Raw genomic sequence first — 11,947 nt, forward strand, 5'->3', positions numbered from 1 at the left:
TCGGGTTCCCCCACGATCAGGATCATAGTTCCAAGCAACATCACTCCGATTACCCATGCCAAAGCATGACGATACCAACCCTGACGTTCGCGCTTCGCACGGGCCGCCCCATATTTCGGTGCTGGTACGGGCTTCTCACCCCCCGCGAATCTGTGCGCAAACCGCACGTCTGCCCATTGAATCATTCGATGGCCAAACGCAATCGTAACCCCGATATACACTGCCGCCAACCCATGCACAAATCCGGCCTCTGTTCCACCTCGCAGATCCATAATGGTAACAGTAATTAATAGTAGATCAATAATAGGTGTACACAACAGCAGGATTCCTCCCGTTCTTCTCCATCCCAACAGATATCGTGCACTCAACCCGGAAAGAACAAATATCCAGAACAAAACTTCACAGGCAACTATAAAAAAACCAATCATTTGGCCATCCCCTTATTTAATACAATCGTATTAAATAAATTTAACACAGCTTTGTTCCCTAAACAAGATACCCGCGTGAAATAAAAAAACAGCCCACTATAGATAACTATAGTCAGCTGCCTTTTGTACTACTTATGAAAACAAAGCCACTTCTATTCTTTATTGCGCATGTGTGGGAACAGCAAGACATCGCGAATGGATGGGGCATTGGTAAGCAGCATGATCAAGCGATCGATCCCGATACCAAGTCCGCCTGTTGGCGGCATACCATACTCCAGCGCACGCAAGAAATCTTCATCCATTTCATGTGCTTCATCGTTACCTTGCTCTTTTTCCTTCATCTGTGCTTCAAAACGTTGACGCTGGTCAATCGGATCATTGAGCTCAGAGAATGCGTTCGCATGCTCACGCGCCACGATAAACAGCTCAAAACGATCCGTGAACCGTGGATCCACGTCATTCTTCTTCGCAAGCGGTGAAATCTCAACCGGATGGCCGGTCACGAAGGTCGGCTGAATCAGCGTTTCTTCAACGAACTGCTCAAAGAATGCGTTCAGGATATGCCCGAATGTCATATGTGGCTCAACCGGAACCTTATGTTCTTTTGCCAGACGATGAGCTTCCTCATTGGACATTTCAACACCAAAGTCTACGCCCACAATCTCTTTGACAGCGTCCACCATGGATACACGGCGCCACTGCGGAGTCAGGTCCACTTCATGGCCTTGGTAGGAAATCACTTGTGTACCGAGCACTTCTTGTGCAATATGGGCTATCAAGTTTTCGGTCAGTGCCATAATATCCTTATAGTCCGCATATGCTTCATAGAGCTCGATCATCGTGAACTCCGGATTGTGACGGGTAGAGATGCCTTCATTACGGTATACACGGCCAATCTCGTACACTTTCTCCAAGCCGCCCACGATCAGACGCTTCAGGTGAAGCTCAATCGCGATTCGCATATACAGCTCCATGTCCAATGCATTGTGATGCGTAATGAACGGGCGTGCCGCAGCCCCGCCAGCGATCGAATGCAAAGTTGGGGTTTCCACTTCAAGATAGCCCAGGGAATCCAGATAACGGCGCATCGACTGGATAATACGGGAACGTGTAATGAACGTCTTTTGAACATCCGGATTGATGATAAGATCGACATAACGCTGACGGTAACGAAGTTCCACGTCCTTCAGGCCATGGAATTTCTCAGGGAGCGGATACAGCGATTTCGAAAGAACCTCCAGCTCCTTCACTTTCACGGTTGTCTCACCGGTTTTGGTCTTGAACAAGACCCCCTTCACTCCGATGATGTCACCAAGATCAAGGATGCTGAATGCTTCATATTGTGCTTCTGCAACGGAATCCTGACGAACATAAATCTGAACGCGACCACTCAGGTCCTGAATATGAGCAAAAGAAGCCTTGCCCATGCCGCGTTTAGCCATAATCCGGCCAGCCAGGTTCACTTCCACCTGCTTCTCTTCCAGCTCTTCCTTGGAGAGTCCGTCATACTCTTTTAGAATATCACCTGCGTGATTTTCTCTTTCATACTTCCCACCAAACGGATCGATACCCAGCTTGCGAAGCTCGTCCAGTTTGTTGCGGCGGATTTGCAAAAGCTCACTTAACTCCTGCTCTTGTTCCTGATTGTTTATTTCTTCCGTCATCGTCATTCATCTCCTTCATTTCACTTCCATCGTGAATCCCCATAGAGCAGCACAAAAGCCGTCACCTACATACCATCCGGACAGCTCTCAAATTACTTGCATACATTCGCCAAGGACTTAAACGTATGGGCAGCCCAATCAGACTGCCAGCAACCATTTAAGCCCTTCACACGACCTTGCCTATTTAAAAAAGCCCCCCGAAGGAAGCTTTCTACATCACATTCCGACTTACTTCTTAATGTCTACAATTTTATATTGAATAACGCCCGCAGGAACGTTAACATCCACTACCGATCCTTTTTGCTTGCCAATGATCGCTTTGCCGACAGGACTCTCGTTGGAGATCTTGTTATTCAGCGGATCCGATTCAGCCGAACCAACAATGGTATATTCCATCGTGTCGCCAAATTCCAAATCCTCAACAAGCACCGTGTTGCCCACACCGATTATATCGGTATTGATATCATCATTGTTGATGATACGCGCATTACGGAGCATCTTCTCCAGCGTAATAATCCGGCCTTCGATAAAGGCTTGCTCGTTCTTGGCGTCTTCATATTCGGAGTTTTCACTAATATCACCGTAACCGATGGCAACTTTAATCCGTTCCGCCACTTCGCGGCGTTTTACAGACTTCAGATTCTCAAGTTCGTCCTCCAGTTTCTTCAGACCGTCCTGTGTAAGAATGACCTCTTTATCGCTCATAAACCGATTCTCCTGTCATGTAAATAATTTAAACCACGATATCAACTTACTATATGCGAATTCTTGGGGATCAGAACTCCCTCTGATGCCTGCTCAATTTCTTGAATTTATACTGAAAGATTATATGGGAACCATTTCAAAAAGTCAATGCGCGCAAAGGCTGTTACGGATGTCGCATACACGCACCCATTAACAGCCTGCAAGCAAGGTTACCCCATTGCCGCTGCGGCTTGAGGGTATACACTTTTCGTCGATTCTTCTTGGTGCTCCAAACTGTTCACAAAGTTGTCCAAGAGGCTCACCATTTCATCGCGCTTCGTTTCTTCCATAATGATATCTTTAATGCGGGCTGAACCCTTCAGCCCTTTCAGATACCAGGACAGATGCTTGCGCATTTCCCGTACCGCGACCTCTTCCCCACGCAGGGCAATCAAGCGGTCCATATGCAGGATAGCTATCCTGATTTTCTCCTGCGGAGCCGGATCCGGCAGCAGCTGGCCCGATTTCAGGTATTCTATGGTGCGATACAGCATCCAAGGATTCCCGAGCGCACCACGGCCGATCATGACTCCGTCGCAGCCCGTAATGTCCAGCATCCGGCGTGCATCCTCTGGCGTAACCACATCGCCGTTACCGATCACCGGAATAGAGACGGCTTCCTTCACTTGCCGGATGATATCCCAATCGGCATGCCCGGTGTACAGCTGCTCACGCGTACGTCCATGAACACTCACCGCCTGTCCCCCTGCACGTTCGACAGCTTGTGCATTTTCGACAGCATATATGTGATCGCTATCCCAACCCGTTCGCATCTTGACCGTTACCGGCTTGTTCACTGCATCAACGACTGCTGCAACCATCTCATAGATTTTGTTGGAATCCAGAAGCCAGCGTGCGCCAGCATCCATCTTCGTTACTTTCGGTGCAGGACAGCCCATGTTGATATCGATGATATCGGCGTTAGTCTGCTGATCCACGACTTTGGCCGCTTCCACCAGGGAATCACGGTCACCGCCAAAAATCTGCAGGCTCAGCGGCTTCTCCCGCTCGTCCACGAACAGCATCTCCTGGGTGCGCTTGTTCCCGTGAACGATCGCTTTACCGCTGACCATCTCAGCACAGACCAGCCCTGTGCCGAATTCCTTGGCAATCAATCGGAAGGCCGGGTTGCATACGCCTGCCATAGGAGCAAGAACAACCTGGTTCTTCATCTCGATGTTAGCGATTTTCAATTTATCCATTTCTTATATCACTCCTTTCCTATTCAAATATTTATAGTGGAAGGATCCTGTATACCCCGCCAGGCAGGATCCTTAAGTCTCAAACCAAACCATCATACGCATTAATCGTAGGGTAGTCCAGTCGAAAAATTTGCATATTTTCAGGCAGATAGCTACCCAAAAAGATCTCTCCTATATTAATACCGGGGTTTCTGAAAAATAAACCTGCCCTCGCGTCGTTATGCAGTCTATCTAGCTGCGCTCCTTAAGTTCCTGCAGTGTAATCTCCAGCGCATCCGCAATCTGCACCAGCATCTGCTCCTCGGCACGGCGGTTCCCCCGCTCAATTGAACCCAATACAGCCAAAGAAATACCGGTTCGCTCTGCAAGCTCTTGCTGGGTCAAACCCTTCAATTTTCGGAAAGCGCGGATACGCTGCGCCAATTGCTTGTTTTCCAAAGCTGTATTCCTTCCTTTCCTTCCAGGTTCTCAAGCGCTGTCTTCACCACGGGGTACAGACCCGAAGGTTCATGCTCAAACACGATATCGGAAAGCGGTCTGAGAACAAAGGCCCGCTCCTGCATACGGGGATGGGGAAGAATAAGGTCCGGCGTATCCAAACGGCGTCCTTCCATCCATAGCAGGTCCAGGTCCACCGTCCGTGGTCCCCAGTGTATATGACGGACCCTGCCAAGCTCTTTCTCAATCCGCTGCATTTCGGCAAGAAGCTCATGAGGACTCCGCGAGGTTGACAGGGCTGCCGCCATATTGAGAAACATCGGTTGATCAACATACCCGACCGGATCGGTCTCATACATGTTGGAAATGCGCTCTACCGTAATACCGGGCACTTCATCCAACCGTTCCAGAGCCTCCATCAGGTTGCCCTCGCGGTCTCCCAGATTAGCCCCTAAAGCAATATAAGCCTCTGAGTTCTCAGAGGTAGCGTGTGAATTCATGATCGTCTCACTTTCTGGTCCGGTGCAGCTCAATGGTCACACCTTCAAAATGAATATCAAAAGGCGGGTGCGGCTTAGTTAATCGAACCGTTAAAGCATCGATAATAGTATAAGTGTCCAATACCTTAGATGCAATATGCTCCGCTAAAGCTTCGATCAGGCGGAATGATTCTGTCCGCATAATGTCCAGCAAGAGGTCATGAATCTCGGCATAATTTACCGTCAGCGTCAGATCATCCGTTTTGGCAGCTTTACTCAAATCCATCTCCAGCTCAAGATCCACATAGAAGCGCTGTCCCAGCTTGCGCTCTTCCTCAAACACTCCGTGATATCCGTAGTATTCCATGCGGCTCAGTATCATCTTATCCATCTCAGATTCCGTCCTTCCGTATCCCCAAAAATTAAATGCGTCGAAGCTCCGTCGAAGCGTAAGTCATAGCATCACACATCTTCGCTGTACGTTTCATATGTTTCACGTCATGCACCCGAACGATCTGGCAGCCCTGCGCAATACCATAGGCCACCGTTGCCGCTGTGCCTTCCAGTACATCCTGCGCAGGGGCACCAAGCGCAGTCTGGATAAACCTTTTGCGGGAGGTTGCCAGCAGCACCGGAAATCCGAGACTTACAAGCTCATCGAGGGATGCCATTACCTTCATGTTCTCGTCATAGTCCTTGGCAAAGCCGATGCCCGGATCAAGCAGAATTTGACTATCTTTAACGCCAGCAGATCGTGCAATCTCGACACTTTCCAGCAAATCCCGTTTAACGTCCTCTATAAGATTGACATAGTTCCGATCAAGACGATTATGCATCAGAATAACGGGACACCCCAGCTCCGCTGCAGTTCTCGACATATCGGGATCATGTTTAAAACCCCAAATATCATTGATGATATGGGCTCCCGCTTCAATAGTCTGACGGGCAACCTCAGCTTTATAGGTGTCAATCGACAATGGGATATGCGGAGCATGCCGGTGAATAGCCTCTATAACTGGAATAACACGGGCGAGCTCTTCTTGAATCCCGACCGGCTCGTGTCCCGGACGTGTTGATTCCCCGCCGATATCGATGATGTCGGCTCCCTCTTCGACAAGCTGCAGCGCGTGCTCGACCGCTCGCTCCGTATCGTTATAACGGCCTCCGTCCGAGAACGAATCCGGCGTTACATTCAATATGCCCATAATGAGCGTGGACTGGCCCAGCTTAAGCGCAGCATCTTTGCTCAGACGATATTCACGTTCGTAAATGGTTGTTCTCATACATAATACCCTGCTTTCCTTCTATACGCACTCTGCAATGCCCGGGTTACTGGACCGGCCGCACCTTGTCCAATGACAATAGACTGATCTCCCGATCCAATCAGTGTCGTGACCGGTACGATTTCCTGAACAGAGCCTGTCGTAAATATTTCATCCGCTCCGCTGAATACTTCCCAGCTGTAGTGCCCTTCTTCGGCTTCGATTCCAAGCTCGGCAGCCAGTTCCAGGACAACGGCCCGGGTAATCCCCGGTAAAATGCCCGTACTGATATCAGGCGTATATAAATGCCCCTCTTTGACAAAAAAGACGTTGCTGACAATACCCTCAGCCACATCCCCTCCTGCGGTTAGCATCAAGCCTTCTGCCGGTCCGCCGGGATGGGCAGGATACCGCTCCAATTCCCGCTTTGCGAGTATATTGTTCATGTAATGCAGAGATTTCATCCGGACAGGGGATTCCGGTGTATTCCTTGGAAGAGACAGCAGGCGCATCACTCTGCCTTTTTCGTATACATCTTCCTTCGTGACCGGCAGCTCTTTAGCAAACAGGATCTCGAAGGGCTTCACATAATCACCGAGAGGCAGACCCAGCAGACCCTCGCCCGCCGTAACCGTATACCGGATATAAGCATCCTGAAGGCCATTAGCCTCCATCAGCTCCGATATCCAGCGGCTCATCCCGTCATGGTCTGTCATGTGGACTATCCCAAGCTGTCGGCAGCTATCCATAAGTCGTTCCAAGTGCCGCTCTAATTGAAATGGCTTCCCCTGATAGGTGCGAAACGTCTCGAATACGCCCATTCCGTACAGAAGACCGTGATCCATTACAGACACCACAGCCCCGGCAGCATCCACGATGCCGCCGTTCAAGCCAATGAATCTCATGCCTTGGCGCCAGCCGTGCGCTTCAAAAAGTTGCGCAGCATCTGATGACCGTGATCGGTAATAATCGATTCCGGATGGAATTGCACACCTTCAACCGGATATTGTTTATGGCGCAAGCCCATGATCTCGCCCTCTTCGGTCCAGGCGGTAACCTCAAGATCATCCGGCAGGCTCTCCTTCTCCACGATCAGCGAGTGATAACGCGTTGCAGTGAAAGGAACCGGCAGACCTTCAAAGACCGAATCGCCTGTATGGTGAATGGGCGAGGTTTTCCCGTGCATCAGCCGCTCCGCGCGAATCACTTTGCCACCAAAAGCTTGGCCTATCGCCTGATGACCGAGGCAAACACCGAAGATTGGAATGACACCCTTGAAGTGTTCAATAATCTCCAGGCTGATACCCGCCTCATTCGGTGTGGCCGGTCCAGGCGATATGAGAATATGATCCGGTGCCAATGCCTCGATCCCGGCAATATCAATCTCATCATTCCGGTATACCTTGACTTCCTCTCCGAGCTCTCCCAAGTATTGAACCAGGTTATACGTAAACGAATCATAGTTATCGATGACAAGTATCATGTTATTTCCCCCCTATATTCGCAGCCACCGCTGCAGCTTCTTCTTCACTGCACATCAGTGCCGCAATCAAAGCCTTTGCCTTGTTATGGCACTCCCTGTACTCTCGATAAGGATCGGAATCAATCACGATACCCGCTCCCGTCTGAATGTAGCCAATCCCATCCTGTACCGCAAGGGTCCGGATAATAATGTTTAGCTCCATATCCCCATTATAATCGATCCAGCCCATAGAGCCGGTATAAGGCCCCCGGGTAACAGGCTCCAGTTCTTCAATGATTTCCATGGTCCTGATTTTGGGAGCGCCTGTTATAGTGCCGCCAGGGAATGTTGCCGCGATGACATCATATGCATTGTTTCCCTCTGCAATTTGACCCTCCACCTGTGACACCAAGTGCATCACGTGGGAGTATCTCTCCACCGTCATCAGCTCAGGAACATGAACCGATCCGTATGCCGCAATCCGTCCAATGTCATTCCGCTCCAGATCAACCAGCATGATATGCTCCGCCCGTTCCTTCTCACTGCCAAGAAGCTCAGCTTCCATAGCAGCGTCCTCATCCGGGTTGCTTCCGCGGCGGCGGGTTCCTGCGATCGGCCGCGCAGACACAACATCGCCATCAAGCTTCACCAGCAGCTCCGGTGAGCCGCTCGCCAGACTAAAGCCAGGTGAGGACAAATACCCCATGTAAGGCGACGGATTCAATATACGCAGCCATTCATAAATATCAGCAGGGTCCGCATGCAGCTGCAAATGCCGCCTTAAGGATAAATTCACCTGAAACACATCGCCTTGGCGGATGTATTCTTGAATGGATAACACCGCTTGCTGGAATGCTTCTTGTGAAAAATCAATCTGCAGCCGATCCCAGATCTCAACGTTGGGCCCGGACAGCTCCTGTGCTTTTGCCTGCCGTTCCTGCCGCACATGCTCATCTTCGGACATAACACCGATTCCTGAATTTGTTCCAAACATCTCGTTCCACTGGGACAGCATGGATTCAGCTCTAATAGCGGCTGTTTCATATAACTGGCCCAATAGTTTCTCCTGCTCGGGCGCAAGTACCGAGTCATTACACGTGCCTGAAGGATCACCCGACACTGACACCGGCTCTTCTGACTGAATGTCCAGGGCTGCTGATTTGTTTGCCCATGGCAGCGGAACGTGAACCGAGCAGTACATGCTATCATCGGTGTGATCATATATCCAAATCTCTTCCATGCGCATCCACAGGTAATCCGGAAAGCCCGGCTCATCCTTGGCCATCGTGGGGAGCTGTTCAATCGAGCGGACCACATCATAGCTCAGGAAACCGGCGCAGCCTCCACGAAAATCGGGCCATCCCGGCACACGGGGGGCCTTCCAGGCTCCCATCCACTGCTCCAGGAGATGCAGCGGCTCTCCTGTTACGTTCGTTCTTTTACCGCTGGACAGCTCTATGACCTCGCCGCTGCTTCCTTTTCCCTGGAGAATGGAAACCGGCTGCAATCCAAGATACGTGTAGCGTCCGCCCTTGCCGCTCTCCAGCACGAAGGCATACGGCGACGCCGCTTTCCATGCATGTCTCCAGGACAAGGGCAACCCTCTTGATGTTCCTTTATATTGAACCAGATAGGGAACTACGGACCAGCCCTCTTTAGCCCATTCTTGCCACTGGGCCAGCTTCACTCTTCTTTCCATGCCGATCCTCCCTTAGTCTTCAAAAGCCTTACTGTTGCCTGTCAGTATACTGTATCCCGCTTCTCTTGAAAACCCTAAATAGGGCATGTCCCACAATAATTTTTGTCCATGGATGAGCCTGGATTCCATTAAAGCGTTCTCTTTGAGAGTAGTATACACAAAAAGCCCCCAATGCTATAAAACACATTGAAGGCTTCCTTATAACTACGTATGTCCAGACCCTAACGGAACGGGAAAATTCGCAGTTCTATCTTAAAGTCGTCTTATTCGAAGTTATAGAGAGGCGTGCTCAGGTAACGTTCCCCGTTACTTGGAATCACAGCTACCACCCGTTTGCCTTTACCCAGCTCTTTAGCCACCTTCAATGCAGCATATACAGCAGCACCGGAAGAAATACCGCCAAGAACGCCTTCTTCCTTCGCCACACGACGGGATGTTTCAAAGGCATCATCATTCTCTACGTGCACGATCTCATCGTAGATTTCTTGATTCAGGATTTCAGGAATAAAGTTTGCTCCGATGCCTTGAATCTTGTGAGGACCTGGTTTGCCTCCGGCAAGGATCGGCGAAGCAGCGGGCTCTACCGCAATGATTTTGATGTCAGGGAACTGGCCTTTCAGCACTTCACCTGCTCCTGTGATCGTACCGCCTGTTCCGATACCAGCGATGAACGCATCCAGGGAACCTCCGATGGACTCGATGGCTTCCACGATTTCAGGACCTGTCGTCTCACGGTGTATCTTCACATTGGCTTGGTTCTTGAATTGCTCAGCCATAAAAAATCCGGCATTTTCTTTCTGAATTTCTTCTGCCTTCTTAACCGCGCCGTTCATACCTTCCGATCCTGGCGTCAGGACCAATTCCGCTCCGTAGGCACGCAGCAGGTTGCGGCGCTCCAGGCTCATGGTTTCAGGCATAACGATAACTGCTTTGTAGCCTTTGGCAGCAGCCACCATCGCCAAACCGATACCCGTATTTCCACTTGTTGCTTCAATTATAGTATCACCTGGTTTCAAGCGGCCGTCTTTCTCCGCCTCTTCCACAATGCTGATTGCAATGCGGTCTTTAACGCTTGCTCCCGGGTTCTGGTATTCCAGCTTCAGATAAATCTCTGCGCTATCCTCGGGTACAATCCGGTTTAAACGGACAAGTGGAGTTCCACCGATTAATTCCGTCACATTATTGACGACTTTTGCCATGAATAAAGCCCTCCTCATAAATATAAAATGTACAAACATAGTCAATACATAATGATGTTATTCATTCTAATGTCGAATCATTGAATTTGTAGTGTCTGGGATGTGTTAAAAAGATAGTGGAGCCAGCATAATCTGAAACTTTCGATTATTTCGGCTTTCCTAATATCCGAGTAAAAAGGTAGGTTTTCGTTCTTTCATCTTATCAACGTTATAAGCCATTGTCAATATCCCATTGCTCGAAATTCAACATTTCTAGGCGGATTTTCCTGCGTCTCTTGAACGAGAAGAGGGCGTGTCCCTTACCATTGCGGAATCTGAAATGCCGCTGTGTCCCTTGCTTTGACGAATAAGGTTAACTTAAGTGAAAAAAAGCTCCTGCAGCAGATTTACTCCGCTACAGCGAGCTTTTCCTCATTTTGATCTACAGCGTGACTGTGCCCGCGCTGATTCGTGCCTCATACTTCTCCCGAAGCTGCCGCTCCAGTTCCGATAAGGATATCGACTGTTCCAGCGCTAGCTGCTTACGAACCGCTTCGCGAATCTTGTCCTCGCTGGGAGCCTTAGGCTCAATAATATCGTGCAGATAAACGATCGCATAGGTGTCTGTGAGTGAGATAGGTCCCGCAATATCCCCTGGTTCAAGCTCTAAAGCTGCATCAAGCAGTGCGGGCGGCAGAAAAGGATCATCCTCTTCGATCAGCCCTATCTGTCCGCCCTCCTCACGGGTGTATTCATCCAAGGATATCTCAGACGCGAGAGCAGCAAAATCTTCACCGTTCTCCAGCCGGTCCATGGCCTGGTTCGCCTCATCCTCCGAAGCCACTTCAATCATGGACAAATTCAGTTGTTTCTTGGGGCGAAATTGATCAGGGTACAACTCCAGATAAGCATCAATCTGCTGCGGTTCGATATAAACATCAGAGGTGGCGATTTTTTCAAGCAGCATCCTATAGGTCGTTTCCATCCTTAATTCTGCTTCGGTAATCCCTAACTGGTTTTCCATTTCCGATAAGAACCGTTCCTTTGAACCGTAGCTGCGGCTCATCACGTCGATCTCCGCATCTACTTCCGCCGTCGTAATATCAATGCCCTTCGCCTTGGCCTCCAGAGCTACCGCTTGCCGATTCAGCATGGTCATCAGCATTTCGCGGCCATAACGCTTTTTTAGCTCGTCAACCCATTCGTCTTCAGTGATCGCCCTGTCCTGTATGGATGCGACTGCCAGGGATCCATCTTTCAATGATGGCGAAGCCTCCTGCGAAAAAATCCCCGAAAACAGCACCCAGCCGCCCATACCTATTACGCATGCTGTCAAGACAATGACGGTCGCCCACAATCCCTTCTCTTGTCTCGTCATCACGGTCGCTCAT

The 11,947-nt window shown here is 49.9% G+C and carries 13 protein-coding genes (1 of these 13 only partly in view); all 13 read right to left on the reverse strand.

Annotation, left to right across the window (positions count from 1 at the left end; translation table 11 throughout):
* A protein-coding gene (locus WDY75_RS30320) for a hypothetical protein (RefSeq protein ID WP_063478235.1) crosses the window boundary here: on the reverse strand, positions 1-428 show its 5' portion. It extends 112 nt beyond the left edge of the window; 428 of the gene's 540 nt are visible here — the first part of the coding sequence; its start codon is at positions 426-428; the stop codon falls past the left edge of the window.
* A gap of 152 nt (positions 429-580) precedes the next feature.
* The gene (lysS, locus tag WDY75_RS30325) at positions 581-2,092 is read right to left on the reverse strand and encodes a lysine--tRNA ligase (RefSeq protein WP_006207459.1); all 1,512 of its coding nucleotides are present in this window, start codon (positions 2,090-2,092) and stop codon (positions 581-583) included.
* 228 nt (positions 2,093-2,320) lie between these two features.
* Complete coding sequence (greA, locus tag WDY75_RS30330; RefSeq protein ID WP_006207458.1) at positions 2,321-2,797, reverse strand: transcription elongation factor GreA; 477 nt, start codon at positions 2,795-2,797, stop codon at positions 2,321-2,323.
* A 209-nt stretch (positions 2,798-3,006) separates the two neighbouring features.
* Entirely contained in the window at positions 3,007-4,038 is a 1,032-nt protein-coding gene (gene dusB / locus WDY75_RS30335; protein WP_036640946.1) for a tRNA dihydrouridine synthase DusB, read from the reverse strand.
* Positions 4,039-4,269: 231 nt separating this feature from the next.
* Positions 4,270-4,476 carry a helix-turn-helix domain-containing protein gene (locus WDY75_RS30340; protein WP_040680117.1) on the reverse strand — a complete coding sequence of 69 codons (207 nt, stop codon included), beginning with the start codon at positions 4,474-4,476 and terminating at the stop codon, positions 4,270-4,272.
* Positions 4,428-4,976, reverse strand: a complete 549-nt coding sequence (gene folK / locus WDY75_RS30345) for a 2-amino-4-hydroxy-6-hydroxymethyldihydropteridine diphosphokinase (protein WP_036640947.1) — start codon at positions 4,974-4,976, stop codon at positions 4,428-4,430. Before folK ends, WDY75_RS30340 begins: the two co-directional genes overlap by 49 nt.
* A gap of 7 nt (positions 4,977-4,983) precedes the next feature.
* A complete protein-coding gene (gene folB / locus WDY75_RS30350) occupies positions 4,984-5,346 on the reverse strand; it encodes a dihydroneopterin aldolase (RefSeq protein ID WP_006207454.1) in 363 nt (120 codons plus the stop codon).
* 31 nt (positions 5,347-5,377) lie between these two features.
* Positions 5,378-6,238, reverse strand: coding sequence for a dihydropteroate synthase (folP, locus tag WDY75_RS30355; protein WP_006207453.1), 861 nt, complete (start codon positions 6,236-6,238; stop codon positions 5,378-5,380).
* Positions 6,235-7,122: an aminotransferase class IV gene (locus tag WDY75_RS30360; RefSeq protein WP_063478234.1), complete on the reverse strand. Its 888-nt coding sequence runs from the start codon at positions 7,120-7,122 to the stop codon at positions 6,235-6,237. Before WDY75_RS30360 ends, folP begins: the two co-directional genes overlap by 4 nt.
* On the reverse strand, positions 7,119-7,700 hold the full coding sequence (gene pabA, locus WDY75_RS30365; RefSeq protein WP_006207451.1) for an aminodeoxychorismate/anthranilate synthase component II: 582 nt from the start codon (positions 7,698-7,700) through the stop codon (positions 7,119-7,121). Before pabA ends, WDY75_RS30360 begins: the two co-directional genes overlap by 4 nt.
* A gap of 1 nt (position 7,701) precedes the next feature.
* Positions 7,702-9,378 (reverse strand): anthranilate synthase component I family protein, encoded by a 1,677-nt coding sequence (locus WDY75_RS30370; protein ID WP_063478233.1) that lies wholly within the window; start codon positions 9,376-9,378, stop codon positions 7,702-7,704.
* Positions 9,379-9,641: 263 nt separating this feature from the next.
* Entirely contained in the window at positions 9,642-10,577 is a 936-nt protein-coding gene (cysK, locus tag WDY75_RS30375) for a cysteine synthase A (protein ID WP_036640953.1), read from the reverse strand.
* 421 nt (positions 10,578-10,998) lie between these two features.
* A complete protein-coding gene (locus tag WDY75_RS30380) occupies positions 10,999-11,934 on the reverse strand; it encodes a peptidyl-prolyl cis-trans isomerase (protein WP_006207448.1) in 936 nt (311 codons plus the stop codon).
* Positions 11,935-11,947: the final 13 nt, after the last annotated feature.

This window comes from Paenibacillus glucanolyticus, assembly GCF_037333485.1.
GTDB lineage: Bacteria > Bacillota > Bacilli > Paenibacillales > Paenibacillaceae > Paenibacillus_AQ > Paenibacillus_AQ glucanolyticus.

Coding starts and splice junctions, on each gene's coding strand:
- folP (WP_006207453.1), bottom strand. CDS start 6,238: ATGAGAACAACCATTTACGAACGTGAATATCGTCTGAGCAAAGATGCT.
- cysK (WP_036640953.1), bottom strand. CDS start 10,577: ATGGCAAAAGTCGTCAATAATGTGACGGAATTAATCGGTGGAACTCCA.
- WDY75_RS30380 (WP_006207448.1), bottom strand. CDS start 11,934: ATGACGAGACAAGAGAAGGGATTGTGGGCGACCGTCATTGTCTTGACA.
- dusB (WP_036640946.1), bottom strand. CDS start 4,038: ATGGATAAATTGAAAATCGCTAACATCGAGATGAAGAACCAGGTTGTT.
- pabA (WP_006207451.1), bottom strand. CDS start 7,700: ATGATACTTGTCATCGATAACTATGATTCGTTTACGTATAACCTGGTT.
- folB (WP_006207454.1), bottom strand. CDS start 5,346: ATGGATAAGATGATACTGAGCCGCATGGAATACTACGGATATCACGGA.
- folK (WP_036640947.1), bottom strand. CDS start 4,976: ATGAATTCACACGCTACCTCTGAGAACTCAGAGGCTTATATTGCTTTA.
- WDY75_RS30370 (WP_063478233.1), bottom strand. CDS start 9,378: ATGGAAAGAAGAGTGAAGCTGGCCCAGTGGCAAGAATGGGCTAAAGAG.
- WDY75_RS30360 (WP_063478234.1), bottom strand. CDS start 7,122: ATGAGATTCATTGGCTTGAACGGCGGCATCGTGGATGCTGCCGGGGCT.
- lysS (WP_006207459.1), bottom strand. CDS start 2,092: ATGACGGAAGAAATAAACAATCAGGAACAAGAGCAGGAGTTAAGTGAG.
- greA (WP_006207458.1), bottom strand. CDS start 2,797: ATGAGCGATAAAGAGGTCATTCTTACACAGGACGGTCTGAAGAAACTG.